Here is a 25250-nt window from a genome sequence, read left to right as displayed (position 1 = left end):
CAAATTCGATCTTCAGAGCGAGAGATTTTCACTAAAATTGCATCCGAAAAATGATTACAAATGAAGCCTGAAGCGAAGAAAATCCCTGAAGTTTTAGAAAAACACGGACATAAACGAGTTGACCCCTATTATTGGATGCGGGACCGGGAAAATCCTGAAGTCATTCAATATCTCGAAGCTGAGAATGCCTATTTGAAAGAACAGATGAAAGATTCGGAGGAATTTCAGGAATTACTTTTCCAAGAAATGAAATCCAGGATCAAGGAGGATGACCAAAGTGTTCCTTACTTCAAAAAGGGATATTATTGGTATGTATGCTATCGAAAAGGTGGAGAATACCCTATTTATTGCCGCAAAAAAGGTAGCCTTGATGGAGAAGAGGAAATTTTACTTGATGTCAATAAAATAGCTGAAGGCAAATCCTATTGTCAGGTCATTGGTATGGCTGTAAGCCATAATCAAGAATATCTAGCTTTTGCAGTAGATGAAGTAGGAAGGCGGATTTATACTGTATTTTTCAAAAATCTTAATACAGGTGAAACACTCTCATATTCCATTCCCAATACAACAGGAAATCTAACTTGGGCCGCGGATGACAGGCATCTTTTTTACAGTCGGCAAGATGAAAAAACACTCAGATCCTATCAGATATACCAACACACAATTCATTCAAACCCTGAAAAAGATCAATTGATTTTTCAGGAAGATGATGAGGAATTCTCTTGTCATATTCACAAAACCAAATCTGAGGCTTTCCTTTTTATTCATTCAGAAAGCACCATTTCGTCTGAAATTCGATTTGTGGATGCAAAAAACCCCAATCAAGAATGGAAAATTCTTCAGAAAAGAATCCCCCATTTGGAATATGCTGCAGACCATTATGGAGATCACTTTTGGATCAGAACCAATCATCAGGCTCAAAATTTTAAAGTTGTAAAAGCCCCAATTGAGAATCCCACATTGGAAAATTGGGAGGATTTCATACCTCACAGAGAAGATGTCCTTATTGAAGATTTTGATCTATTTGCTGGTTTCTTTGTATCTCAAGAACGAAACAATGGACTCACTCAACTAATGATCCAACCATGGGATGGTAGCCCTGGGCATTCTTTGGATTTTGGAGAAGAAACCTACACGGCTTGGATTGGGCATAATCCGGAATTTGAAACCGAATACCTTCGATTTGGCTTCAATTCCTTGATTACTCCTGCTTCCACCTATGACTACCACATGGTTACCAAAGAGAAGAAACTTCTTAAGCAACAGGAAATCATCGGGGGATATGATTCATCAGAATATGAATCTGCAAGAGTTTGGGCAAAAGCTGAAGACGAGACTATGGTGCCCATTTCTTTGGTTTACAAAAAATCACACTTTGAGGCTAATGGCAAAAACCCATTGTTACTTTATGCCTATGGATCATATGGTTTCAGCTCGGATGCATACTTTTCAAGTAATCGCCTGAGCTTACTGGATCGTAGATTTGTCTTTGCAATTGCTCACGTAAGAGGAGGAGAAGATTTGGGAAGAAAATGGTACGAGGATGGCAAACTTCTCAAAAAGAAAAACACGTTCACAGACTTTATTTCTTGCGCAAACCACCTCATAGAGCAAAAATTCACCTCTTCAGACCGTTTGTATGCGATGGGAGGAAGTGCTGGAGGATTGTTGATAGGAGCAGTGATCAATATGCGTCCTGATTTATTTGACGGGGTTATTGCTGCTGTACCATTCGTTGATGTAGTTACAACAATGCTGGATGAAAGTATTCCATTGACAACAGGAGAATATCAAGAATGGGGAAATCCCAATAATCCAGAATATTACCACTATATGCTTTCCTATTCCCCTTATGATCAAGTGCAGAGTCAAGAGTACCCAAATATCTTGGTGACTTCAGGGCTTCATGATTCTCAGGTACAATATTGGGAACCAACAAAGTGGGTGGCAGAATTGAGAGATCTAAAAACTGATCAAAACCTCATTTTACTTCATACGAATATGAAAGCAGGTCACGGAGGAGCTTCAGGAAGATTTGAAGCGCTTAAAGAATTGGCTTTGGAATATGCTTTTCTTTTAAAATTAGCTTCTAAGAAAACAGAAATCGGGTTGAAATAGAATTTCAGCCTGATTTCTTTAATCATATCAAAACTTAGCAAATAGGATTTTTTTCTAACTTTGGAGCGTACCTATTAAACCTAATTTATGAAAATTGCTCTCATTGCTCATGATGGCAAAAAAGCCGATATGGTCCATTTTTTAAGCGGTTTCAAAGACCGCCTTCATAAGGATGATATCGAATTGGTTGCTACCGGAACAACCGGTTCACATATCGAAAAAGCAGGCTTCAAAGTAAAAAAGCTCCTTTCAGGACCAATTGGAGGGGATGCGCAGATAGCCGCTATGGCTGCTCAAAAAGAATTGGATATGGTGATATTTTTCAGAGACCCGTTGGATAAACATCCCCATGAACCTGATGTACAAATGCTCATGCGAATTTGTGACGTGCACAATATTCCTTTGGCAACAAACCCAGCATCAGCCGAACTCATGTTTAAAGCCTTAACACAAGCCTAATGGAACCTAAAGTAATCAAACGAATCGGAGTCTTGACTTCAGGTGGAGACTCCCCCGGTATGAACGCGGCAATTCGAGCTGCTGTACGAACCGGATTTTATTACAATATTGAAATGTTTGGGATCTACCGAGGATACGAAGGAATGATCCATAATGAAATCAAAAAACTAGATTCCAAGAACATCGCTCACGTACTAGAACGGGGCGGAACTTTCCTAAAATCAGCTAGAAGCGAGGAATTCAGAACGCCGGAGGGTCGTCAAAAAGCTTATGAAAACCTCAAAGCACATGGAATTGATGCCTTGGTGGTCATTGGAGGAGACGGTTCCCTTACTGGTGCTCACCTTTTCTATAAAGAATTTGGAATTCCTGCAGTAGGCTTGCCTGGAACAATCGACAATGACCTATCCGGAACTGATTCTACGATTGGATTTGATACAGCATGTAATACAGCTATTCAGGCAATCGATAAAATCAGAGATACTGCCACTTCTCATGACCGATTATTCTTTGTGGAAGTAATGGGTCGTGATGCTGGATTTATTGCGATTAATGCTGGCATTGGTTCTGCCGCTGCGGCTATTTTGATTCCTGAAAAGAAGATGCCAATTGAAGATTTGGTGGAAAAACTAAAAGTCCGAACCAAGGCAAAGAAAACCTCCAACATTGTGATCGTTGCCGAAGGTGGAAAAAGTGGAGGAGCTGCAGAGATAGCTTCCAAAGTAAAAAAACTTCTCCCCTATTATGATATCAAGGTGACCATCTTGGGCCATTTGCAGCGAGGAGGAGCACCTTCTTCATTTGATAGGCTCTTAGCTTCCAAATTGGGAGTTGCGGCAGTGGAAGGTCTTCTTCATGGAAAATACGATGTCATGGCTGGTTTAATAAACCACAAGGTTGTTTATACCCCAATCAAAAAAGCAATTGTGGATGATAAAACCGTAGATGAAGATGATTTCAGGGTTGCAAAGATCCTTTCTACCTAAAAATTTGAAGGCTGTCATTTTAGACAGCCTTTTTTATTGTTTATCCTTAAACCTATTTATTCTAATTATCCCAAATTCAAAATAAAATCCCTAAACTAGTATCTGTTTATAAAGGATATTTTAGACTTAGAGGATGAAAAAAATTCTGTTGATTTTTCTATGTTTTTTTGGCCTTACTTCAGGATTTGCTCAATCCTCTGATTTTCTATTATTGAAACGTGGGACCAACACAAAATCTCAGATTCGGTTTTATCCTGGGGAGCAAATCACCTACAAAAGCGCCAAATTGGGCTATTTTGTAACCGATGTTATCAAAGAGTTCAGCTCAGAATACATCTATCTTTCCGAAAACATAATTTCTCCAAATGATATCTTGGAAATAGATATTCAAAACAAAGACAAAAGAAATGGGAGGCTTCGAGCCTTAAACTTTTTAACCTTGGGATCAGGGCTTATGCTACTCAGTGTGGATGCAATCAATTCGATCTACCAACAAGGCGAATTAACCATTGATCGGGAAGTAGGAATAATTGGAGGTGTTTTGGTTGGCACAGGTATAGCCCTTCTACCCGTTCGCTATAAAACTTTTAAAAATCAGGGAAGAAATAAGCTTCAAATCATTCAAATGCGGATGGATTAAAAGTATTCTTCTTGCCAAATGCCGAAATTTTTGAGACTTTTGCAGCTTGAAATTTTAAGGAAAACATGACTTCGGAACAACTGAAAGACTTGAAAGCTCGCACCTCGGCTTTAAGGAGGTATCTTTGACTACGATCGGAAGAAAGCAGAAATCCAAGATCTAGAAGCCGTCTCCTCTCAACCAGACTTTTGGAATAATCCGGAAGAGGCGGAAAAAACAATGAAACAAATCCAAGTAAGAAAAGGCTGGACCACTTCCTTTGAGGAATTGGAGCAGATAATACAGGATTTGGAGGTATTGTATGAATTTTATACCACTGATGAGGTAGGTGAAGAAGAAATCAAAGCAGAATTTGAGAAAGCAAAAAAGGCCGTAGAAGACCTTGAGCTCAAAAAGATGCTTTCCTCAGAAGAGGATCAACTCAATGCTGTATTGGAAATCAATCCAGGTGCTGGAGGTACCGAAAGTAACGATTGGGCTTCTATCCTGATGCGAATGTACATCATGTGGGGTGAGAAGAATGGTTATAAAGTTCGGGAAGTGGATGTACAGCCTGGAGAAGTTGCCGGAATCAAATCCGCTACTTTGGAATTCGAAGGCCCATTAGCATATGGCTTTTTGAAATCTGAATCTGGTGTTCACCGATTGGTGCGAATTTCTCCATTTGATTCAGGAGGTCGTCGACATACGTCTTTTGCTTCAGTTTATGCTTATCCAGAAGTGGATGATAGCATCGAAATTGAGGTAAATCCAGCAGATGTAGAGATGCAAACTTCTCGTTCTGGAGGTGCAGGTGGTCAAAATGTGAATAAGGTTGAAACCAAAGTTCAATTGACTCACAAGCCAACTGGGATTGTCGTCGTTTGTCAGGTTGAGCGATCTCAGTTAGCTAACCGGGAAAAGGCGATGCAAATGTTAAAATCCCGCTTGTATCAAATGGAGCTGGAAAAGCGAAATGCTGAGATAGCTAAAATTGAGGCATCTAAGCTTCGGGTTGACTTTGGATCACAAATCCGAAACTATGTCCTTCACCCATACAAATTGGTGAAAGACAACAGAACAGGCTATGAAACTTCGGATACCCAATATGTGCTTGATGGGGGCTTAAATGAATTCATGAAGGCTTACTTATTGGCGCAAAGCGAAGAAGAAGCAAACAAGGAATAACAATGGCCGGAATTCTCCGGCCTTTTTTCTTAACTCAACCTATGAAAAAGTCCTTTTTACCAAGTTTTTTCACGCTGGATTTTTTCTTGCTCTGCCTGAGCTCTTTCTTGTTTTTTTCTTCCTTCAATATGATCATTCCAGAGCTCCCCTCCTATTTGTCATCCCTAGGAGGAGAAGATTATAAAGGGTTGATAATTTCACTTTTCACTTTGTCTGCTGGATTATCTAGGCCATTTTCGGGAAAATTAGCAGATAAAATCGGTAGAATACCTGTAATGATTTTTGGAGCAACGGTCTGCTTTATTTCCGGCCTTTTATATCCCATTTTAAGTTTTGTTGGAGGATTCTTGTTTTTGCGATTTATCCATGGATTCTCCACCGGTTTTACTCCAACTGGGACTTCTGCCTATGTGGCTGATATTGTGCCTTTTTACAGCCGAGGAGAGGCCATGGGGATTCAGTCTTTATTTGGTTCGCTAGGAATGGCTGCAGGTCCAGCGATTGGAGGTTGGATTGCAACATTCTGGCCAATAGAATACCTTTTCTATGCGTCGGCTTTTACGGCTATATTTTCCATTTTGATTTTGGTTCGTTTAAAAGAAACTATCTCAGACCCCGAGCGATTTAGCTTTAGGCATTTCCGACTCAAAAAAGATGAAATCATTGAAAAACGAGTTCTTTTACCTTCACTCATCTTATTTTTCTCAGTCTTCTCCTTTGGAGCAGTTTTGACAATTATTCCTGATTTCAGTGAGCATTTAGGCATAGAAAATAAAGGCCTATTCTTTGCAATATTTACCCTTTCCTCACTAGGCATTAGACTGGTAGCTGGAAGAGCGTCAGATCGTTATGGACGAGTACCTGTTTTAAGGATGGCTTCTACCATGATAATCCTAGCAATGCTTACTATTGCCATGGCAGATAGCAAATGGATGCTATTTGTTGCTGGTATTTTATTTGGTTCGGCTGTAGGAATGAATAGCCCTACTACTGCAGCCTGGGTAATAGATCTTTCTTTGGATGCTTATCGAGGAAGAGCATTGGCAACCATGTATATCTTTTTGGAAGCTGGCATCGGTTTAGGAGCGATTTTTTCTGGGCTTATCTATGGAAACAACACTAGTAATTTTCCTTGGGTATTTATATTCTGTGCATCCATGGCTGGACTAGCCTTATTGATGCTTTTGTTTACTAAGGCATCAAAGTATAAATCAGAGAAATAAAAAAGAGGCTTTCGCCTCTTTTCTCAATTTCCCAGATAATTAGAAGATCTAGGAATAGCCAAAATTTTCTTTTGTCTACCATTATAATAAGTGACTTTTTCTCCATCGAAAAACGCCCCTTCTTCCAACATAATTCGAACGTCCTTTTTCCATTCTTCCACATATACCACTGCATTGAGTTCGATAGCATAGCCAGTATTAGGAAAAAGCTTATGGTCCCCAGCTCCTGGGGTATCCCCTTGATTATCCCACATACCAATGGTAGGTCCAGCAGAGTGTCCATAAAATCCTAATGGATGGGTATAAATACTTCCTCTAATTCCCTCCTTCTCCATTTGGGTTCGAGCTGCTCGAAGAATTTCATTTCCAGTTCTTCCAGTGACATAATTCTCAGTCAAAATATCCTGCAACCTATTCCCAACTTCAAAAGCTTTTTGCAAATAATCTGGAACCTCAGTTTCACCAGCTTTTAATACATATGCTAATTCCTGCGTATCGGTATTTAGCCTCAAATAGGTAATTCCAAAATCAATATGAAGCAAATCACCAGGCATAATGGTCATTTCTGAAGGCCTTGACGAAAAGGATCGAGAAGCTTCATTAGAACTAGGATCAGGACGCTGAATATCTACCGTTGGATGAAACCAAGTATCTAATTTCATGGATTTAATTTTATCTCTATACCACCATACAACATCTTCTGTGGTGGTTTTTCCCGGGGTAATAACCCGTTCTGAAAGTCCTTCCTGAATAATGTAATGCGCTAATTCCTGAATATGTCTATAAGTGGCCATTTCGGAAGGTGTTCGAGTTTCTAACCACCGAACAGCAAGAGTTTGTGCTGAAACCACTCGGTCTGTCATCTGATTTGGAAGATATTCCATAAAAGACTGATATTCAGTATGTGTCAAACCATCTGCATGACCATAATCTTTCGCTATGTTCAATCCAATTTTTTTTGGATTTTTTGCTGAAATAAGCTCCATCAAAGCTTCCCATTGATCTGGTTGTGACTCCGGATCCCAAGCTCTTTTGAAGGCCTTTCCTACATCATAACGTGCAATCGCAAAGGTTTCTACTTCAGCATTTGGCTGTGGTTGATACATGACTAAAATCGTCCTTCTCCGGGCTGCCATCCAGGTAGCTGGCAAAAGAGTTCGTATGACAGGATCTTCATTGTATTCACGGGAAATTACTACCCACATATCGATCCCCGTTTCTGTCATCAAATCAGGCAGAACGTTTTCAATTCGTTCATCCAGCCAGCTATCAATCAATTCAGCTTGAGATTTTAAGGGCAAAACCACTGGCTCTTGAGCATAGCAAAGGTTCAAAGAAATGAGGGCAGCTGCCAAAAGCAAAAAGTATCGCTTTATCATAAGGAATTAAATTAGGTACGTGTTTTTTGATTTTCTATTCTGAAAAATAGAAAAAACATTTTAGACCTTACCCAGCTGAATGGCTTTTTGACTCAATTTGTAAAATCGATAAAATAGAAGAATAGCAGTCATACTTAGCCCTATCAACAAACCATACCAAATCCCTCGTTCACGCATTCCGAATTCAAATGCCAATAAATAGCCAAGTGGCAAACCAATAATCCAATAGGCAATAAAAGTCAACCAAGTTGGGAAACGAACATCTTCCATCCCTCGAAGAACACCCAAACCTACCACCTGAACTCCATCTGAAAGCTGAAACATCCCAGCGATTACCAAAAGAATAGCAGAAGTAGCGATCACATCCGGATCATCAATATAGAGTGTAGGAAGAAAGTTTTTCAGACTTATAAAAAGAATAGCCGAGGTACTCATAATGATCAAAACCATTCCAAAAACCATCATACCTGCCTCCCGCATGGTTTGGAAATCATTCCTTCCAATTTGATTACTTACACGAACCATTCCGGCAGTACCCAAACCTGCAGCCATCATATAGCTGATAGATGCCAAATTGATCGCAATCTGATGACTAGCTAAAGCGGTGACACCCAACCAGCCCATCATAATGGCAGCGGAACCAAAGGCACTTACTTCGAAAATAAACTGGAAACCAGTGGGAACCCCAATTTTTAAAATCCTGGTAACCATTGGGAAGCTTATACTTTTAAAACCCAATTTCAACTGAAACCCCTTGTAACGTTTGGATCCTAGAACATATGCGGCCATTAAAACGGCCATCAGGACCCGTGAAATAAGTGTAGCCCATCCTGCCCCCATCAATCCTAATGCAGGGAATCCTAGCTTGCCAAAAATCAAAACCCAATTCAAAAAGACATTGACCAAATTGGAAAATATCGTGACATACATGGCCTGCCTCGTTTGACTCAGGCCTTCCGCAAACTGCTTAAAGGCTTGAAAAATCATAAAAGGCAATAGCGATGCGCTAATAACAAATAGATAAGGAATCGCAGCTGAAACCACATCCTCAGGTTGATCTAAAAAAGAAAGCCCAGAGGAAAGCCCCAATACTATAAAAGTCAGAATCAATGCTGTAAAAATATTGATCCAAAGGCCATGTCTTAAAAGCTGACCGATTCGCTTTGTCTTTCCTTTTCCCTCTGCTATAGATACTAAAGGGGTAATACCCATTGAAACACCCATCCCAAACATCATCAACACAAAAAATATGGAATTGGCTAAAGAAGCTGCAGCCAAGGGCAAAGCTCCAAGCTGACCTACCATCATGCTATCCGCAACTCCCACCATTACCTGCCCCAATTGGCTAAGAATGACTGGATAGGCCAAATGAAAAGTGATCGAAAAATGCTCTTTTATTTTCATTTAAAGACCCAAAATTTTTGCAGCTTTTAAAATACCGGCAATACTGATCCCATCGGTAATTTTTCCTTCCATCACCCAATCTAATGCTTCCAGAAAGGGAACTCTTTTGATTTGTAGAACCTCTGTTTCTTCAAATTCAGGCTCTTCCTGAATCAAATCCTCCGCTAGAAAAACAAATCCTTCCTCATCCGTTACAGAATTGGAAGTATGAATCCTCATGATTTGAGTCCATTTTTTAGCAATTAAGCCTGTTTCTTCCTTAAGTTCCCGCTGTGCACTTTGAAGTATATCTTGACCAATTAGTCCACCACCCATTGGAATTTCCCAAGAATACTCTTCCAAGGTGTATCGATATTGCCCTACCAGCCAGGTATGCATTTCAGAATCCACAGGGATGATTCCCAAGGCTTTATTTTTGAAATGAACCTTCCCATAAATCCCTGGATTCCCTGCTGGATTGAGAATATCATGTTCTTCCAATTTGATCCAAGGATTTTCGTATTTATGATTGATTTTCAGGGTTTTCCAAGGGTTATCCATAAGCATAAAAAAAGGGTGACTTTCGCCACCCCTTCAATATTTGAGATTAAATCTATTAAACAGGAATTGGCAATACTTTTGAATCCTTAAAGGTAGAAAGAATGACCATGGATTGCATGGAATCCACCTCTTTGATTTCAGATACCTTTTCCAACATTAGCTTTTGATAAGCAGTAATGTCTTTTGCAATGATTTTAAGGATGAAATCTCCGGTACCTGTGATGTGGTGACATTCAATTACTTCAGGAATACCGTTGATTTCCTTCATAAAGGCATCAATATTTGCCTTGTTATGACCGATTAGGCTGACCAAAACAAAAGTGCTCACACCCAATCCAATTTTTTCTGGATCAAGTTTCGCATGATAACTTTTAATTATTCCAGACTGCTCCAATTTCTTCACGCGCTCAAGCGTTGGCGCCGGGGAAAGTCCGATGTCCTTGGACAATTGTGCGTTGGTTATCTTAGCATTGGCCTGTAGAATCTCTAGGATTTTTCGGTCAATTTTGTCAAACTTGATTCGGATGTTATTATCTACGTTCTCTTGCATATACAAAATATAATATGGTGCAAATGTACAATATTTAATGAAAGTTTTAAAAGGGTTAAAACCTTTTTAGAGGGCAAAAATCGAAATTTTATTCAATTTTCGGTCGATTTTGGCAAAGAAATAATTCAAAACTTTCAATCTTTTCAGGAATTTTCAAATTATCTCTTGTCACAAAAGTAAAAAACGTAAACTTTTGAGTTAAAGTTTATTCTTTTTGATAAAATCTCTTGCAGCCTGATGAGCGGGATGTTTTCGCTTTGCGTACTTCTTGACTTTCTTGAAATATTCTTTGGCTAGCTTATTTTGATTTTCTTCCAAAGCTATCTGACCCAATTGAACCAAAGCATGGAGATAGTATCCACTCTCTTGGGATTCAGATTCCTCTCCATAGGAAAGGGTCTTCAAATAATAATATTTTGCCTGATCCCTATTCCCTATTTTTTCCTCAAACTGACCAAGGTAAAAGGCAGCATGTCTCCCGCTATTTGACTCATACCCTACCCATCCTTCATCAATCCGATTAAGAATCTCTTCTGATTCTTCCACTGCTTCGACCCAGCGCCCCACAGTATATAAATGCCGTGCATAGGATCGGTGGAAATAGGGATTATTTGGGAACTTCTCATGTAAATAAGATGATATGCGAAGTGCTTCATAAGGCTTCTTTTCTTCCGAAGCATAGAGCCTGAATAAAAAATACATGGCTTCAATTCGCGTATAAAAGGCATTGCTTGCCACCTGTTCTAACTGCTGCAATCCCAACTCTTTATCACCCTTTGGAAATAAAGCCAAGACAGGTTTTAACAAAGGGTAATTTTCAGGAATCCACTCTGCAAAATAATTGAACAAGGCATCACCTAAGAGCAATTCGGGGTTGAACTCCTCCTCTCCCCGACTCATTTCCATGTATTTTAAGGCATTTTTTCCAGCCCAAGCTGCCTTGGTCCAGCTTTTCCTTTCAGCTAAAAGTCTTCCTTTAAAGCCATACCCAGCTGCTAGAAAAAAAGCAGCTTCTTTATTCGTTGGGTCTTCATCATAAAGCCGTTCAGCTTTTTCATTCGCTCGATCCAGATAGTTTAGAAAAATGTCATCATACTTTTCATTGGTCACATCTACCTCAATCCTCCACCAATAGCCCAAAGCCATTAAGAATTCTGGAAGCGGATGCTCTGGATATTGGTAAGCGATTACCCTAAAGTCCCGTTCAGCAGTCTCAAAATCAAAATTATACATGCTATTGATGGACTTTGTAATACGGTACTGAAGTCCACGGTCCAACAATAGATAGGGAGAGACCTTTGTCTCAAAAAGACTATCCACGGGCGGCGATTGGGAATAAACTTTACTACTTATACCCAAATTTGCTGCTGCAAAAAAGATTACCAAAAGAAAAACCTGGAACTTTCCCCTCATAGCTGCAAAATTACCGCTAAAACTGATAAATATGCTATCTTTCCACATACCTTAATTCTATGGCACCAACACTTAGTCCTTTATCCAAACGAATTCAAGAACTTCTTGATTTTGATAAACGACTTTATTTTTTGCTTTTGGTTCTCTTATTCATTTTGGTGCGCTTTCTTACCAACACATTAATCGTAGAAGCAATTCCAGATTCACAAAATTTAAAGAATTCAGGAGCCTTCACCTTTTTCTACATATTCAATACGCTGGAATATCTCTGGACTCCTTTCGCATTACTTTGGAAGTTTACAGTTGTCTCCTTTTTGATTTGGTTGGGAGCCTTTGCATTAGGATATAAAGTACCATACAAAGAGCTTTGGAAATTTGCCTTGGTTGCTGAAATCGTATTCCTACTTCCAGAATTACTTCGATTTTTGATATTTCTATATCCAGGTAATTCAGTCACTTACCTGGAAATCCAAGAGAATCGCCCCTTGTCTCTTTTAAGTCTATTTGGTTACGACCAAGTGGAAGAACGGTACAGGTATCCTTTCAGAAGTATCAATTTCTTTGAATTGCTCTATGGGTTTGTTTGGGTGCTAGGTTTTCATACAATAAGCAGAAGAAGCATAAAAGAGTCTGTATGGGTGATTCTGCTTTCCTATTTCCTCCCCTTACTAATTTGGATCACTTGGTACGCCATGGTTTATCGGTGATTTTTCTTGGCTTCACCTGAGCATCTTTTTGAGCAATATTTTACCTGTTCCCAGTTTTTCTCCCACTTTTTCCTCCAAGAAAATGGTCTATTACAAACAGGACAGATTTTTTCTGGTAAAAATTGCTTTTTCATATCAAGCCCATCGATTTGGTAAGGTATGTTTAGCTAAAATTCGTTGAGCTTCCTTTTTGACTTGAGGAAGTTTTTGAGCTCCCCAGACCCGATCTCTTGCTTCTTTGGCAGCTTTCTCCAAATCCACAATTGGGAACGGATAGTCAACACCTAATTCAAATCCCAAACTTTGCATTTCCAAAGGCGGAATTTTCCAAGGCTCATGAATCAAAGAAGCTGGTAATTTTTCCAGCTCTGGAATCCATTTTTTAATAAACACTCCTTCCGGGTCATGATCCTGAGATTGCTTGACGGGATTATAAACCCGAACGGTATTGATTCCTGTTACACCTGCTTGCATTTGAATCTGAGGATAATGAATTCCAGGCTCAAAGTCCAAAAACACCCTAGCTAAATGATCTGCTCCATACTTCCAATTTTGATTTAAATGATGAGTCAGAAAAGAAACCAACATGGCTCTCATTCGAAAATTGAGGTAGCCAGTTTGTATCAAACAACGCATACAGGCGTCAACCAAAGGGATACCGGTTCTCCCATTTTCCCAAGCTTGAATCAATTCAAAATCAGGAGCTTGCTCGATTTCCAAAAACCCCCGATTAATCGATTCATATTCCATTCGACACTCCATCTCAAACTTTTGAATAAAATGACAATGCCATCTTAATCGAGATTGAAAATTGGTGAAGTTTCGAATATTTTTTCCTTCCTTCTTCTTTGCTTCAGAGGCTTGGTAAACTTGCCGAATAGATAAGCATCCCCAGGCTAAATAAGGGGAAAGCCGACTACATCCCGTTCGACTCAATTCAGGCTTACTAATGTGTCTGTTGTAGTTTTTTACCCGATCATCCAAAAAGCTCTTAAGGTACCGCCATCCCATTCGCTCTCCTCCTTTTTGCATTTTAGGATTAGGGGCTTTCCAAGATTCTGGAATTGGATGTTGCTGAACTTTTTCTTGAAAATCTTTTGATAATGAGAAAAATTGAACTTTGTTCAAATCGATTTTCTTAATAGGCGCTTTTGCATAAGCAAACCAATTTTCTCTCCAACCTTTTCGATTTTTTCTAGTCCTTTGCACTCCCTGTTGTGAAAATTCAAACCAATCAATGTTATGCTCCTTTAAAAATTTGGAAACTTGTTTATCCCTTTCAAAAGTGATTCCTATTCCCGTTTCTTGATGAGAATAAACTTCCTGAATCTGATATTCTTCGACAATTTTTTTCAGGACATCGATTACTTCTGAATTGAAAATTTCTATTGAAGCCTGATATGGCTCCAATTGACTATTTAAATCTTGTAAACTTTCCCACACAAAACGCCAATGCCTCTCATCACTTTGAGGTGCATGAATCAGGGAGGGTTCAAAAACATAAAGAACTAAGACTGGATACCCTGCTTTGATTGCATTCCACAAAGGAGGATGATCATGAAGGCGCAGATCTCTTTTAAGCCAAACAATGGAAATTTTTTGCACGGAAATAAAACCACTGGGCCGAAAGATGGTTTTTAATACATGAAGAAAATATCCATGATTTCAGAGGAAGATATAGATCGAGTCATCGAAATGGCTTGGGAAGATCGGACGCCATTTGAAGCCATCGAAAATCAGTTTGGTTTGAGTGAATCAGAAGTCATTTCTCTCATGAGAAAAAATATGAAAGCCAGTAGTTTTCGTATGTGGCGAGCTCGTGTTCAAGGAAGAGTTACAAAGCATTCAAAAATGTCAAATGTAGTTTCTTCCCGATTTAAATGCAGCCGACAACGTTCGATCAGTGATAATAAAATTTCAAAAAGATAAAAAAAGCGGGCTCTAAGCCCGCTTTCTTTTTATACCACTTCAAATGGCCAGCTCATAATACCACGAGCCATATTTTTCAAATTAGTGAAACCCATATCTGACATAATCTCACAGGCCTGCCCGCTACGGTTTCCACTTCGACAATAAACCAAATAAGTCTTATCCTTTGGAAGGTTTTTAATTTGCTCTACGAAGTTTCGCGACATGATATCGATGTTTCTTGCGCCTCGGAGTTTCCCAGAGGAAAACTCACCCGCGGTGCGCACATCTAGAATTACGGTATCTTTTTGAAGCATCAGATCGTGGAATTCTCCCACTGAGATGTCTTCATAGTTTTTAGGTTTTGATTTAAAGAAGTCAAACATGGTTGTATATTTCAATTTTAAGAACTGCTACAAAATTACCTTATCTGAATAGGCATTCGCAGTAATCAAAATCACATAATCAGGCCTTGGCAAATTTTTTACGAAGTGTAATGATGCTAAGTCGAGCTAATAATACCCATGGAAACCCATGAAAAACCAAGTCTCCCCAATCGATCAGTTTCATTCCAACGGCACCACCCATTACCCATCGAACTTTACCAAAGAAATGAGGTTCTGGGAAAAATGGAGCTAATCCCAAGGTCATGGATAGAATAATGACTGTACCCCAATTATTAAGTGGATTTGTTTGTTTTATTTCTTCTTTCGCAGCCATGGGTAGGTGATTTGAGACCAGAAGGTCTTTGGAAATTCTTCAATTTTTTCGAAGCCTAGAGGTTCATCTCTACCTTCATTTGGAATGTATGCGGTCCCAAACAAATAATCCCACAAGCTCAATGAAATGCCAAAATTAACCCCGTGACTTCCTTCAGGAAGATGCTTAGCATGATGCCACAAATGCATGATAGGGTTATTCAAAATGTATTTTAATGGTCCGTAGGATATTTTCACATTAGCGTGATTCAAATGACCGATTGCAATGGTGAAAATATGCAAGATAAAGAAGTCATCCAGCCCAAAACCAATCATCGCAAGCGGGATGTATTGAATGGATTTGTAGACAATCGTCTCCATCCAATGGTATCGAAGATGAGCAGCAAAACCCATTTGTTCTACCGAATGGTGTACTTTATGGAATTCCCATAACCAAGGCACATGATGCAAAAGTCTATGGGTATTCCATTGAATAAAATCGGCTACAAGGAACATCAGTAAAAACTGAGCCCATGTTGGCCAGGTTGCCACCTCAATAGCCACAAGATTAGTAACCCCAAATAGCCCCAAGAAATCATTGAATGCCTCAACCACCACATTACTCAACGAATTATAAACAATAAGCGAGAAGAGGAAGAAATTAAAGAACATGTAAAAGGCATCCAGCCAAAAATCCTTTCGGAAAATTGGCTGGTTTTTACGCCAAGGGAAGACTATTTCTAGAAGCCAAACAACCAAGGAAAGGCTTACTAACCAATAGAAGTAATTGTGCCAGGATGGATAGAGGATTTCACTTTTTAAATAATTCCAATACCCGTAATACCCGTCAAGAAAAATTTTGAAATACTTTTCCAACATTCCTATTTATAAACTCAGTAATTCTTTTCCAATGATATAAATTCCCATCACCAAGACAAACCATCCAAAGCCTTTCTTCAAAGCTTTGTCGTTGATCTTTTTGGACAGGGTGCTACCAATAAAGATACCGACTACAGATAGTCCGGTAAATATCAACAGCATTTTCCAATCAATGGTTTGGTTACCTAAGTCTCCCAAGAATCCAATCAAGGATTTGGCAGCAATGATTAACAAAGAAGTACCAACAGCAAGTTTCATAGGAAGTCTAGCCAATAGAACCAATGCAGGGATAATCAAGAATCCACCACCTGCACCAACTATACCGGTGATAACTCCTACAACAGATCCTTCTAAGGCAATCATCGGAATGTTAAATTTCACTTCACCTTCTCCTTCTTCTTCAGACCCTTTTTTCTTGCCTTTTATCATGGAATAAGATGCAGCAAGCATGATGATCGCAAAAAACACCATGATTCCCACATTCTTAGTAATCTCCATTTCTCCGACAGAAAACAATGGATCAGGCAACCAAGGCACTAAGAATTTTCTGGTTAAGAAAACGGCAATAAAGGATGGAATCGCAAAAACAACAGCGGTTTTATAATCCACTAATCCTTGTCGCATGTAGTTTCCGGCTCCTACCAAAGAGGTGGTGCCCACTACAAATAGAGAATAGGCCGTAGCCAAAACTGGATCGATATGAAGAATATATACCAATACCGGTACAGTCAAAATCGATCCACCGCCTCCAATAAGTCCTAAACTGACTCCAATGAGAATAGCAGCTAAATACCCTATAACAATAATGATGTCCATAGATTTCGAGTTTTCAATTTAAGAACAAAATTAAGGCTAGCCCTAGCTGAGCAGCAGTAACAAAAGTTACATTGCCATTCCTTTTGCTTTTTCAAATTTTGGGTTTCATGGGAATTTGAATGTAAGTGGATATTTAGTATTCCACTGGGCTTTTATCCAAAGAAGCTCTAGACCAGTTCGTTAAATTTTCACTTTAAAAATCTGAATTAAAGAAAACCCAAGGCTTAGTTAATGTCTCATTCTCAGTTGATTTTTCTCATGTTTATCCAATACTTTCATTCTTATATTGGAAAAAATTAAAGAACCATGAAGATTCTCATACCGTTGGATTTCTCAGAAAATTCAAAAAAAGCACTTGAATTTGCGTTAGGGATTTTTCAAGACAGCGAGAACACATTTATTCTCTGCCATGTAGTTGAAATGGTTTATGATTTCGCCTCACAAGCGGCGATTGCTATTGAAGGCCTTCATGCTAGTGCAAAGAAACATTTGGAAGAACTCATGCTGGAGTACGATTCTCCAAATGCAGAATTTCATGCCGAAATTTTGGAAGGCACACCTTCTATTCAGCTTGCCAAATTGGCTGAAGAAAAAAATGCCGATATGGTAATTATGGGAACCCATGGAATCAGCGGAATAAAAAAAGTGCTGGTAGGCTCCACAGCAGTGAATGTCCTAAAAGAATCATCTATTCCTGTGCTGTTGGTTCCGGAAGAAGCTGAAACTTCCAGTACGCGAAAAATCAGTTTGGCATTGGAATTAGCTGATCACGAAGAGGAATTAATTGAAAAAGTTGTGAATTGGTCGAAAGTCTGGACCATGGACTTACAGATTCTTCATGTATTTAAGGAGGAGAGTTTTGTAGAAAAACTAGCCCTGCTTGGTTTGGAAAAATACCTGAAAGAACGTTTAGGATATACCCCAAGTATTCATTCCCAAAGGGATAATGATGTGATTCATGGGATACAGGAGTTGTTAAATGGACACAAAGATAACATGCTCACCATGTGCCATTCCCAAAAAAACCTTTGGGATCAACTTCTCCGTAAAGGCACTTCAATAGAAATGGCTTACAGGGTTAGGATCCCTTTGCTTGTTATGGTCTAGATTATTTACTGATCAACTCTTCAAAATCATCCCGAATGTAGATCACATTACGGCCCAATTCAATCCATTTCTTTTTTTCCAGTTGCTTTAATAGTCGAGAAATTACTTCTCTGGAGGTACCCAATTCGTTAGCGATTTCCTGATGTGTAGTATTCAGTTCATTGGTCTTATGCTGCTTCATTTTCGTTACAATGTAGCGCATCAATCGCTCATCCATTCTCTTGAATGCAACAGCATCCAAAGCAACTAACATTTCATGGAAACGGCTTTGATATGTTTCAGACACAAAATCCTTCCACTGTTTAAATTCATCAGTCAACTGCTCATGTAAAGAAACAGGAATGCCAATGATAGTGGTAGGCTCTTCCACAACTGCCTTAATTTCACTTGGCCTAGCGGCAGAACAACAAGTCAAGGACAATGCACAGGTTTCGCCGGCATCCAAATAATAAAGAAAAAGTTCTTTTCCATCCTCATCCATTCGCATCACTTTGATGGATCCTTCAAGTACTATGGGAACCATTTTGACGAATTTTCCAGGCTCCATTAAAACTTTTCCCGGCTCCAATTTCATGATTTGCCCCTTTTCTAATAAGGTTTCAAGAAGTCTTGGGTCTGTAAACTCTGGAAGGAAAGTCTTTAATTCTTCAGTTGTCATGATGTAAAATAAGGATTGACCAATTGTTATTTTAAAGGTTCAAAAAGATACTTAGCGAACAAAAATATAATTCTAGAGGAAATTTAAAGCATTTTTCCCAATGTGACTAATATCACATAAGTACTAACCTGCCCATTTCCAGCCGATTCTTAAAAATATTTTTCAAACTCAAGATGCACAAGTCATGGGATAAGGTGACGAATGTCACTAAATTAAGTGTTGGATCTTTATACCTTTTATCTGTCAAAATAACCTTGCTATGAAACATTATCAGATTGTAATTATCGGTGGAGGGACCGCCGGTATCACAGTGGCAGCCCAGCTTAAACTAAAAGATAAAAATCTTCAAATTGCTATTATCGAACCATCAGAGAAGCATTATTACCAACCTGCTTGGACTTTGGTAGGTGCAGGAACTTTTGATTTTGACGATACTGAGCGAGATGAAGCTGATTACATTCCTAAAGGGGTAGATTGGATTAAAGACAAAGCAACTGGGGTAAATCCTCATACAAATACGGTCAGTACCGCTTCTTCAGGAGATGTAACCTATGATTATTTAGTAGTAGCTCCTGGTTTAGTGATGGCGCCTGAATTAATCCCGGGTCTAAAAGAGGCAATGGACAAAGGAGTCGTTTGCTCCAATTACACCGATCCAAAACATACCTGGGAAGTATTGAAAAACTTTAAAGGAGGAAATGCCATTTTCACCCAACCTACTACCCCTATCAAATGTGGTGGAGCACCTCAAAAAATCATGTACCTAGCTGAAGATTATTTCAGAAAGCATGGAATCCGTGATAAAGCAAATGTGGCTTTTTATACTCCTGGCACCATTATATTCGGTGTACCTGATTTTGCAAAGACGCTAAACAAAATCATTCACGACCGAAATATCCTATTCAAACCATTCATGGCTCCAGTTAAAATTGACGCCAAAAACCAAGATATCTATTTCAAATACATCAAACCGGAGGAAGATTATTCAATTCCAAGTGACAACCCGATTGGTGAAGAGTTGACCGAGTCAAAAGAAATCAAGGTTCACTTTGATCTACTGCATTTGGCACCACCACAAGCAGCTCCAAAATTTATCCAAGACTCTGATATTTCTATTCAGGAAGGTCCGGGTAAAGGATGGGTAGATGTGGATATTCATTCACTACAGCATAAGCGATTCTCAAATATTTTCGCTTTGGGAGACGTAGCACATTTGCCTACAGCAAAAACAGGTGCCGCTATCCGTAAACAAGCTCCTGTAGTTGTAGAAAACCTACTTAAGCTAATCAAAACGCATGAAGTGGGACATGCATCTTATTCAGGGTATTCCTCTTGTCCTTTGGTAACCAGATATGGAAGAATGGTCTTGGCTGAATTCAAGTATGATAATGTCCGGGATTCAGACCCAATGATTTCCAAATTTGTGGATACATCCAAAGAACAATACAGCATGTGGCTGCTTAAAAAATACGGTTTGCCATTTATGTATTGGAACCTGATGCTAAGAGGCAAGGCCTAATGCAAGTAGATTCAGAACCAAAGCCCGGATTAATATCTGGGCTTTGTTTTTTATAACCAAATGAAAAATTCCGAGTTTATTTCTTTGTATATCAATTATTTCGAAACGTGAAGAAGTTTTTTCTCACCTCTAGCCTTTTCTTCTTTTTAGGCTTGATCCCCATGGCATGCAACGATTTCTGTGGAAATCCATGCGGTTGTGGACCTATCTTTGATGTCAGTGATTTTCGAGTACAATCTTTTGAAACCATCTCCCTTACTACAGAAGGTCAGCAAGTAAGCCCGACTATCAGTTTACCTTATAACTTCATCACCAAATCTTTTCGAATCAAAGAAATTGTAACCCTTTCGGAGCGAAAAAATTCTAACAGTTCTACTTGGGGAATGGCTTTGGCTTGCTCCCCCCCATCTCCTCAGTCTCAAGAAAAAATGATCGGGATTCAGATTATCAATTCCAGAGAAGTAGAGCTTGGCGACGGTGAAATTCTAAAAGTAGGTCAAGATTTAACATCCTATTTTGAAATGAACAATTTCTTCAGTGAGCAAACAAAACCGATTCCAGAATTTTTCAATACGCCTGTTCCACTTTTTATGGAAGATTTGTTCAAACTCGTTTGGATCAAAGATCCTCAGAAGGAAGTTCAATTGGAATTTAGTATCAGAATTTTAATGGAAAATGGGCTGGATTTTAATCTTTCGAATGAAATTCTAAGTATTCGCTCCCAATCCTGATTTAAATCACCAAATTTCTTTTGAATTTTTACTTAGATTCATTCCAAATAACTTATTTTTGCACGAATTAGAAGAAAGCCTGATTCTTCATGACAGCTGACCAACTATCCGTTTCAAATACTGCAACCATCGAAACTCTCCAAGAATCACCTTTGAAAGTTAATTTGATGGAATTAGGTTTTCTTCCGGGAAAGAAAATCACCTTAAAGCATATCGCACCTGGAAATGGTCCGATGGCTTTTAGACTTGATGAAACGCTCCTAGCACTTAGAAAAGAAGAAGCTGCCATAATTCAAGTCAAAATCGTTTAATAATTCATGGCTGAAACCCTCTCTTCTCCCTTGACCAAGACCTTGAAAATCGCCCTCATTGGCAATCCTAATGTAGGAAAAACCACGATATTCAATCAGCTGACTGGCCTTAACCAAAAGATCGGTAATTATCCTGGCGTCACTGTGGATAAGAAGAAAGGTGTGATGAGCTATCAAGGTAATTCCTATGATATTATTGACCTTCCTGGCACCTATTCCCTATATCCAAATTCAGAGGACGAGGTCATTGTGCATCGGGTTCTCAACCAATTAAGTGAAGTTGAAAAACCGGATTTTGTCCTTATGGTCATTGATTCGGTACAGCTTTCCAGAGGTTTGTTTTTGGCTACTCAATTGATTGATTTGGGATTAAATCTTGCTGTGGTTTTAAATATGTCCGACTTGGCCGAGAAAAGCCATTTGGAAATAAAAACCTTTGAATTATTCAAAAAATTAGGTGTTCCTATCCTCCGGACCGATGCGAGACATCAAAAAGGAATCGACCAGATAAGAGAGTTAATTCACCAACAAAATTTTTCTAATCCCGGTCCTTTCATTGAAGCAAAGGAGTTTTTAGACACCAATGAGCTCAGTGATGTTCGTGAATTTTTTCAATTGGATAATGATTACCGGGCTTATCAATTACTACGTTTTGGATTGAAAGACAGAGGACTTTCTGAGGAAAAACGTACCTGGATTTTAAATAAGCTGGAATCAGTAAACATTGATTTAGAGGCTGCCCAACTTGAAGAAACTAAAATTCGATATCGAAAAATCAGTTCCGTCATTCAGCAGGTACTTGTCAAAAAAGAAACTGTTGACGCCGAAGAATCAAAACTAGACAAAGTTCTCCTACACCCAGTTTGGGGTTATTTGATTTTCGGAGGAATCCTTTTAATGATTTTCCAAGCGATTTTTGCTTGGGCTTCTGTTCCAATGGATCTGATTGATGGATTTTTTGCTGACCTTAGTTCTTGGCTTACCGAAGCACTTCCCGAAGGACCGATTGCAGATTTATTGGCCGAAGGAGTAATTCCAGGCATTGGAGGCGTAGTCATATTCATTCCTCAAATTGCTTTGTTATTTGGGTTCTTGGCGATTTTAGAGGATACCGGATATATGTCTCGGGTTGTTTTCTTGATGGACCGATGGATGCGTCCTTTTGGACTTCATGGAAAAAGTATTGTTCCATTGGTTTCGGGAGTTGCTTGTGCAATTCCAGGTGTAATGGCAGCCAGAAATATCGGCAACTGGAAAGAGAAAATGATCACCATTATGGTGACTCCTTTAATGAGCTGTTCTGCGAGATTACCGGTTTACATCATTTTAATCGGATTAGTTGTTCCAAACGAGCATATACTTGGATTTATCAATTTACAAGCCTTGGCATTATTGGGCCTATATCTTTTAGGCGTGATAGGTGTTCTAGCGACCGCCTACGGATTAAAAACCATCTTAAAAACGGATGAGAAGTCTTTTTTGATGGTGGAACTTCCTACCTACAGAACTCCACGATGGAAGGATGTTCTGTTAACCATGTACAACAAGTCTCTTACTTTCGTGACAGCAGCGGGGAAAGTTATTCTTGCTATTTCTATCATTCTATGGATTTTGGGAACATATGGCCCACCTTCGACCATGGATTCCATCCGGGAAGATCGCGATGCAAAAATTGCCCTAGCTGAAACACCAGAGCAAATGGAAGAAATTGAAATGGAGGCTTCCTCTGCCCTTTTGGAAAACTCTTTCATAGGAATCATGGGAAGAGCAATCGAGCCGGTAATTCAACCTTTAGGTTACGATTGGAAAATAGGAATCGCATTGATTGCTTCATTTGCAGCTAGAGAAGTTTTCGTTTCCACCATGGCAACGATCTACAGTATTGGAGGTGACCCGGAGGATGATGCAACTATCCGAGAAACCTTAGATAGACAGATTAACCCAGTAACGGGAAATAAGGTATTTAACAAAGCCACGGCTTTCTCATTAATGGTATTTTATGTCTTTGCTATGCAATGTATGAGTACTTTGGCTGTGGTTTATAGAGAAACCAAAGGTTGGAAATGGCCGTTGATTCAAACTGTCTACATGACTTCATTAGCCTATATCGCAGCATTTATCACCTATCAAATATTTTCCTAATATGTGGCAGGAAATCATTATCGCACTGACAGGAATTGGAGCACTAGCTTACCTTTGGAAGCATTTCTTTGGAAAGCCCACTAAAAAGCAGGGCTGCGAGAAATGCGCAGGCTATTGATTGAAATCAAATCATAAGCTTTTCCTGATTTTTTGATATTTTCAACCCATGGGCAAAGTCGCCAATCAAAGCTTCCAAACTGCAATTTTTTCTTACGTAGGCGTAGTTATCGGCTACATCAATGTCCTTTGGCTCTATCCCTATGCTTTAGAAGCAGCTCAATTGGGTACTTTTCGTACGATCCAAGATTTGGCCCTTTTAATTGTCCCCTTCGCTCAGTTAGGATTAGGACATGGGATCACTCGATATTTCCCCAAACTTGAAAAAGGACAAACCGCCTTTCTAAGCTTTAGCTTACTCATCGCGCTTGCAGGGTTTTTAATAGTTGCCAGTCTATTTTGGATTTTTCAAGATCAAATCATTTCCCTTTTTGCATCCAATTCTCCTGAGGTAATTCAATACCTATGGATTGTTTTATTCATCACTTTTCTGGCTTTGGCAAACTCTATATTAGATGCCTATAGCCGCTCTTATTTAAAGGTTTCTATTCCGACATTCTTCCGGGAAGTGTTGCTCAGATTACTGACAGGCCTATGGATTTTATGCTTCTTGGCAGATTGGATCAATTTTGATCAAATGATGGGTGGGTTGATCCTTGTCTACGCCATTCCGCTTTTTGGGATGATTTTATATTTAGCTTGGCTGAAAGTCTTAAATGTCGACTTTTCTTGGAGTCAATTCCCAACTGGATTCAGAGGAGCTTTTATCCGATTCAGTTTGATTACATTTTTAGCTACAGCAGCTTCTACACTTATTATGAAGATTGACTCTATCATGGTCAGTTCCATGATTAGTTTGGAAGCAAATGCTATTTATACCATTGCCTTCAGCATGGCCTTGGTAATTGAAATGCCAAGAAGAGCCATTTCACAGGTAATCATGCCTGTCATTGCCAAGCATTTTTCTGAAAATAAAACGTCTGAAATCAACCAGCTTTATAAGCAAGTTTCCCATCGACAGTTGTATCTCTGCCTCCTAATTTTCATTGGGATTTGGATAAATATTGATTCGATTTATTACTTGATTCCCAATCGTACTATTTATGAAAGTGGCAAATGGGTAGTTTTTTGGATTGGTTTGGGAAAAGTGATCGATGCAGGATTTTCTGCTAATTCAGAGGTCCTAGTTTTTTCAAAATACTATAAGTTCAACCTTACCGCGACCGTTATCATGAGCGGGATGATTATTCTTTTGAATTACCTTCTGATACCAATCTATGGAATCGAAGGCGCAGCGATTGCTTCTGCCTTGGTAATGTTGGCATTCAACTTCACCAAGTTCCTCTATTTAAAGATTAGGCTTGGTTTTTCACCTTTTGGATTAGAAAGCCTCAAGATCATTGGTTTAGGAATAATAGCGATAGTGTTGGTTGATTTTATCCCGGAAACTGAAAATCCGATTTTGAATTTATTGATCAAAAGCGGTTTGATAATCCTAATCTATTTCCTTGCTGCAAAAATCGGGTTTTCAGGAAAAGAAGAATTGAATTGGATATCCAAAAAATTAAAAAAGCCTGGACCTTAGAGTGTTACAAACCTCCATATAGACAAGATTTGAGCTGCCTAAAATCCGCAAACTTCCACTGTTATCCTGCTTTTAGGGCGAGGTCACGATCCCGATAGTTATCGGGACGGGATGAGGCCTGTTTTTGGAAAGGGCTTCACTCGGTATTGTAATTAAATTGTGAAGTTTGAACATGTCAGCGATCCAGGCTTTGCGCAAATATACGGATAATCCGAAGCAGGGTTAAACACCATGGTCTTTATTCTTAGAACAA

At 39.1% G+C, this 25250-nt stretch carries 26 protein-coding genes; 14 read left to right on the top strand and 12 right to left on the bottom strand.

What is annotated here, in order from left to right:
* Nucleotides 1-60: 60 nt before the first annotated feature.
* The 6 genes from NY014_RS02900 (at nucleotide 61) to NY014_RS02875 (ending at nucleotide 6593) form a co-directional block, all read left to right on the top strand.
* Nucleotides 61-2118: a S9 family peptidase gene (locus NY014_RS02900; RefSeq protein WP_259413027.1), complete on the top strand. Its 2058-nt coding sequence runs from the start codon at nucleotides 61-63 to the stop codon at nucleotides 2116-2118.
* 87 nt (nucleotides 2119-2205) lie between these two features.
* On the top strand, nucleotides 2206-2577 hold the full coding sequence (locus NY014_RS02895) for a methylglyoxal synthase (protein WP_259413026.1): 372 nt from the start codon (nucleotides 2206-2208) through the stop codon (nucleotides 2575-2577).
* A complete protein-coding gene (gene pfkA, locus NY014_RS02890) occupies nucleotides 2577-3563 on the top strand; it encodes a 6-phosphofructokinase (protein WP_259413025.1) in 987 nt (328 codons plus the stop codon). Before NY014_RS02895 ends, pfkA begins: the two co-directional genes overlap by 1 nt.
* Nucleotides 3564-3696: 133 nt before the next feature.
* Nucleotides 3697-4203, top strand: a complete 507-nt coding sequence (locus tag NY014_RS02885) for a hypothetical protein (RefSeq protein WP_259413024.1) — start codon at nucleotides 3697-3699, stop codon at nucleotides 4201-4203.
* Nucleotides 4204-4268: 65 nt separating this feature from the next.
* A protein-coding gene (prfB, locus tag NY014_RS02880) for a peptide chain release factor 2 (protein WP_259413023.1) occupies nucleotides 4269-5370 on the top strand; the annotation gives its coding sequence in 2 pieces (ribosomal slippage) (nucleotides 4269-4328 and nucleotides 4330-5370; 1101 coding nt in all).
* A 41-nt stretch (nucleotides 5371-5411) separates the two neighbouring features.
* Nucleotides 5412-6593 carry an MFS transporter gene (locus NY014_RS02875; protein ID WP_259413022.1) on the top strand — a complete coding sequence of 394 codons (1182 nt, stop codon included), beginning with the start codon at nucleotides 5412-5414 and terminating at the stop codon, nucleotides 6591-6593.
* 23 nt (nucleotides 6594-6616) lie between these two features.
* Here the strand turns inward: NY014_RS02875 and NY014_RS02870 are convergent, their stop codons facing one another.
* From NY014_RS02870 to NY014_RS02850, 5 genes are all read right to left on the bottom strand, one after another.
* Nucleotides 6617-7972, bottom strand: coding sequence for a M24 family metallopeptidase (locus NY014_RS02870; protein ID WP_259413021.1), 1356 nt, complete (start codon nucleotides 7970-7972; stop codon nucleotides 6617-6619).
* 60 nt (nucleotides 7973-8032) lie between these two features.
* Entirely contained in the window at nucleotides 8033-9376 is a 1344-nt protein-coding gene (locus NY014_RS02865) for an MATE family efflux transporter (protein ID WP_259413020.1), read from the bottom strand.
* Nucleotides 9377-9916 (bottom strand): NUDIX domain-containing protein, encoded by a 540-nt coding sequence (locus tag NY014_RS02860; RefSeq protein ID WP_259414123.1) that lies wholly within the window; start codon nucleotides 9914-9916, stop codon nucleotides 9377-9379.
* Between the two features lie 55 nt (nucleotides 9917-9971).
* Nucleotides 9972-10466, bottom strand: a complete 495-nt coding sequence (locus NY014_RS02855) for an Lrp/AsnC family transcriptional regulator (protein ID WP_135070437.1) — start codon at nucleotides 10464-10466, stop codon at nucleotides 9972-9974.
* Between the two features lie 198 nt (nucleotides 10467-10664).
* Nucleotides 10665-11879 (bottom strand): tetratricopeptide repeat protein, encoded by a 1215-nt coding sequence (locus tag NY014_RS02850; protein ID WP_259413019.1) that lies wholly within the window; start codon nucleotides 11877-11879, stop codon nucleotides 10665-10667.
* A 59-nt stretch (nucleotides 11880-11938) separates the two neighbouring features.
* Between NY014_RS02850 and NY014_RS02845 the strand changes: the two genes are divergently transcribed.
* Complete coding sequence (locus NY014_RS02845) at nucleotides 11939-12586, top strand: sulfate ABC transporter permease (protein WP_259413018.1); 648 nt, start codon at nucleotides 11939-11941, stop codon at nucleotides 12584-12586.
* Here NY014_RS02845 and NY014_RS02840 read toward each other — a convergent pair.
* Nucleotides 12577-12720: a DUF2256 domain-containing protein gene (locus tag NY014_RS02840; RefSeq protein ID WP_259413017.1), complete on the bottom strand. Its 144-nt coding sequence runs from the start codon at nucleotides 12718-12720 to the stop codon at nucleotides 12577-12579. The two genes, NY014_RS02845 and NY014_RS02840, sit on opposite strands and share 10 nt — an antisense overlap.
* A gap of 1 nt (nucleotide 12721) precedes the next feature.
* Nucleotides 12722-14191: an FAD-binding domain-containing protein gene (locus NY014_RS02835; protein ID WP_259413016.1), complete on the bottom strand. Its 1470-nt coding sequence runs from the start codon at nucleotides 14189-14191 to the stop codon at nucleotides 12722-12724.
* A 39-nt stretch (nucleotides 14192-14230) separates the two neighbouring features.
* Here NY014_RS02835 and NY014_RS02830 point away from each other — a divergent pair, with 39 nt between their 5' ends.
* Nucleotides 14231-14515 carry a TIGR03643 family protein gene (locus NY014_RS02830; protein WP_259413015.1) on the top strand — a complete coding sequence of 95 codons (285 nt, stop codon included), beginning with the start codon at nucleotides 14231-14233 and terminating at the stop codon, nucleotides 14513-14515.
* Nucleotides 14516-14544: 29 nt separating this feature from the next.
* On the opposite strand, the gene NY014_RS02825 is transcribed toward NY014_RS02830, so the two are convergent.
* From NY014_RS02825 to NY014_RS02810, 4 genes are all read right to left on the bottom strand, one after another.
* Nucleotides 14545-14880: a rhodanese-like domain-containing protein gene (locus tag NY014_RS02825; RefSeq protein ID WP_259413014.1), complete on the bottom strand. Its 336-nt coding sequence runs from the start codon at nucleotides 14878-14880 to the stop codon at nucleotides 14545-14547.
* 79 nt (nucleotides 14881-14959) lie between these two features.
* Nucleotides 14960-15214: a hypothetical protein gene (locus NY014_RS02820; protein WP_259413013.1), complete on the bottom strand. Its 255-nt coding sequence runs from the start codon at nucleotides 15212-15214 to the stop codon at nucleotides 14960-14962.
* A complete protein-coding gene (locus tag NY014_RS02815; protein WP_259414122.1) occupies nucleotides 15193-16068 on the bottom strand; it encodes a sterol desaturase family protein in 876 nt (291 codons plus the stop codon). The genes NY014_RS02820 and NY014_RS02815 overlap by 22 nt, the downstream gene beginning before the upstream one ends.
* A gap of 9 nt (nucleotides 16069-16077) precedes the next feature.
* Nucleotides 16078-16887: a sulfite exporter TauE/SafE family protein gene (locus tag NY014_RS02810; RefSeq protein ID WP_259413012.1), complete on the bottom strand. Its 810-nt coding sequence runs from the start codon at nucleotides 16885-16887 to the stop codon at nucleotides 16078-16080.
* Between the two features lie 306 nt (nucleotides 16888-17193).
* Between NY014_RS02810 and NY014_RS02805 the strand changes: the two genes are divergently transcribed.
* Nucleotides 17194-17994, top strand: coding sequence for a universal stress protein (locus tag NY014_RS02805; RefSeq protein ID WP_259413011.1), 801 nt, complete (start codon nucleotides 17194-17196; stop codon nucleotides 17992-17994).
* 1 nt (nucleotide 17995) lies between these two features.
* Here the strand turns inward: NY014_RS02805 and NY014_RS02800 are convergent, their stop codons facing one another.
* On the bottom strand, nucleotides 17996-18652 hold the full coding sequence (locus NY014_RS02800) for a Crp/Fnr family transcriptional regulator (RefSeq protein WP_259413010.1): 657 nt from the start codon (nucleotides 18650-18652) through the stop codon (nucleotides 17996-17998).
* Nucleotides 18653-18911: 259 nt separating this feature from the next.
* Here NY014_RS02800 and NY014_RS02795 point away from each other — a divergent pair, with 259 nt between their 5' ends.
* The 5 genes from NY014_RS02795 (at nucleotide 18912) to NY014_RS02775 (ending at nucleotide 24997) form a co-directional block, all read left to right on the top strand.
* Complete coding sequence (locus NY014_RS02795) at nucleotides 18912-20171, top strand: NAD(P)/FAD-dependent oxidoreductase (protein ID WP_259413009.1); 1260 nt, start codon at nucleotides 18912-18914, stop codon at nucleotides 20169-20171.
* A gap of 107 nt (nucleotides 20172-20278) precedes the next feature.
* Nucleotides 20279-20902, top strand: coding sequence for a hypothetical protein (locus tag NY014_RS02790; RefSeq protein ID WP_259413008.1), 624 nt, complete (start codon nucleotides 20279-20281; stop codon nucleotides 20900-20902).
* An 89-nt stretch (nucleotides 20903-20991) separates the two neighbouring features.
* Nucleotides 20992-21213 (top strand): FeoA family protein, encoded by a 222-nt coding sequence (locus NY014_RS02785; protein ID WP_259413007.1) that lies wholly within the window; start codon nucleotides 20992-20994, stop codon nucleotides 21211-21213.
* A 6-nt stretch (nucleotides 21214-21219) separates the two neighbouring features.
* A complete protein-coding gene (gene feoB / locus NY014_RS02780; RefSeq protein ID WP_259413006.1) occupies nucleotides 21220-23355 on the top strand; it encodes a ferrous iron transport protein B in 2136 nt (711 codons plus the stop codon).
* A 166-nt stretch (nucleotides 23356-23521) separates the two neighbouring features.
* Nucleotides 23522-24997, top strand: coding sequence for a lipopolysaccharide biosynthesis protein (locus NY014_RS02775; protein ID WP_259413005.1), 1476 nt, complete (start codon nucleotides 23522-23524; stop codon nucleotides 24995-24997).
* Nucleotides 24998-25250: the final 253 nt, after the last annotated feature.

Source organism: Algoriphagus limi (assembly GCF_024919275.1).
GTDB lineage: Bacteria > Bacteroidota > Bacteroidia > Cytophagales > Cyclobacteriaceae > Algoriphagus > Algoriphagus limi.
The sequence above is the reverse complement of the archived record's forward strand: the minus strand, read 5'-3'. Positions and strand labels throughout refer to the sequence as shown.

What these genes read in the sequence shown, in the direction of transcription:
- NY014_RS02900 (WP_259413027.1), top strand. Translation starts at nt 61, where the DNA reads ATGAAGCCTGAAGCGAAGAAAATCCCTGAAGTTTTAGAAAAACACGGA.
- NY014_RS02895 (WP_259413026.1), top strand. Translation starts at nt 2,206, where the DNA reads ATGAAAATTGCTCTCATTGCTCATGATGGCAAAAAAGCCGATATGGTC.
- pfkA (WP_259413025.1), top strand. Translation starts at nt 2,577, where the DNA reads ATGGAACCTAAAGTAATCAAACGAATCGGAGTCTTGACTTCAGGTGGA.
- NY014_RS02885 (WP_259413024.1), top strand. Translation starts at nt 3,697, where the DNA reads ATGAAAAAAATTCTGTTGATTTTTCTATGTTTTTTTGGCCTTACTTCA.
- NY014_RS02875 (WP_259413022.1), top strand. Translation starts at nt 5,412, where the DNA reads ATGAAAAAGTCCTTTTTACCAAGTTTTTTCACGCTGGATTTTTTCTTG.
- NY014_RS02870 (WP_259413021.1), bottom strand. Translation starts at nt 7,972, where the DNA reads ATGATAAAGCGATACTTTTTGCTTTTGGCAGCTGCCCTCATTTCTTTG.
- NY014_RS02865 (WP_259413020.1), bottom strand. Translation starts at nt 9,376, where the DNA reads ATGAAAATAAAAGAGCATTTTTCGATCACTTTTCATTTGGCCTATCCA.
- NY014_RS02860 (WP_259414123.1), bottom strand. Translation starts at nt 9,916, where the DNA reads ATGGATAACCCTTGGAAAACCCTGAAAATCAATCATAAATACGAAAAT.
- NY014_RS02855 (WP_135070437.1), bottom strand. Translation starts at nt 10,466, where the DNA reads ATGCAAGAGAACGTAGATAATAACATCCGAATCAAGTTTGACAAAATT.
- NY014_RS02850 (WP_259413019.1), bottom strand. Translation starts at nt 11,879, where the DNA reads ATGAGGGGAAAGTTCCAGGTTTTTCTTTTGGTAATCTTTTTTGCAGCA.
- NY014_RS02845 (WP_259413018.1), top strand. Translation starts at nt 11,939, where the DNA reads ATGGCACCAACACTTAGTCCTTTATCCAAACGAATTCAAGAACTTCTT.
- NY014_RS02840 (WP_259413017.1), bottom strand. Translation starts at nt 12,720, where the DNA reads ATGAAAAAGCAATTTTTACCAGAAAAAATCTGTCCTGTTTGTAATAGA.
- NY014_RS02830 (WP_259413015.1), top strand. Translation starts at nt 14,231, where the DNA reads ATGAAGAAAATATCCATGATTTCAGAGGAAGATATAGATCGAGTCATC.
- NY014_RS02825 (WP_259413014.1), bottom strand. Translation starts at nt 14,880, where the DNA reads ATGTTTGACTTCTTTAAATCAAAACCTAAAAACTATGAAGACATCTCA.
- NY014_RS02820 (WP_259413013.1), bottom strand. Translation starts at nt 15,214, where the DNA reads ATGGCTGCGAAAGAAGAAATAAAACAAACAAATCCACTTAATAATTGG.
- NY014_RS02810 (WP_259413012.1), bottom strand. Translation starts at nt 16,887, where the DNA reads ATGGACATCATTATTGTTATAGGGTATTTAGCTGCTATTCTCATTGGA.
- NY014_RS02805 (WP_259413011.1), top strand. Translation starts at nt 17,194, where the DNA reads ATGAAGATTCTCATACCGTTGGATTTCTCAGAAAATTCAAAAAAAGCA.
- NY014_RS02800 (WP_259413010.1), bottom strand. Translation starts at nt 18,652, where the DNA reads ATGACAACTGAAGAATTAAAGACTTTCCTTCCAGAGTTTACAGACCCA.
- NY014_RS02795 (WP_259413009.1), top strand. Translation starts at nt 18,912, where the DNA reads ATGAAACATTATCAGATTGTAATTATCGGTGGAGGGACCGCCGGTATC.
- NY014_RS02785 (WP_259413007.1), top strand. Translation starts at nt 20,992, where the DNA reads ATGACAGCTGACCAACTATCCGTTTCAAATACTGCAACCATCGAAACT.
- feoB (WP_259413006.1), top strand. Translation starts at nt 21,220, where the DNA reads ATGGCTGAAACCCTCTCTTCTCCCTTGACCAAGACCTTGAAAATCGCC.
- NY014_RS02775 (WP_259413005.1), top strand. Translation starts at nt 23,522, where the DNA reads ATGGGCAAAGTCGCCAATCAAAGCTTCCAAACTGCAATTTTTTCTTAC.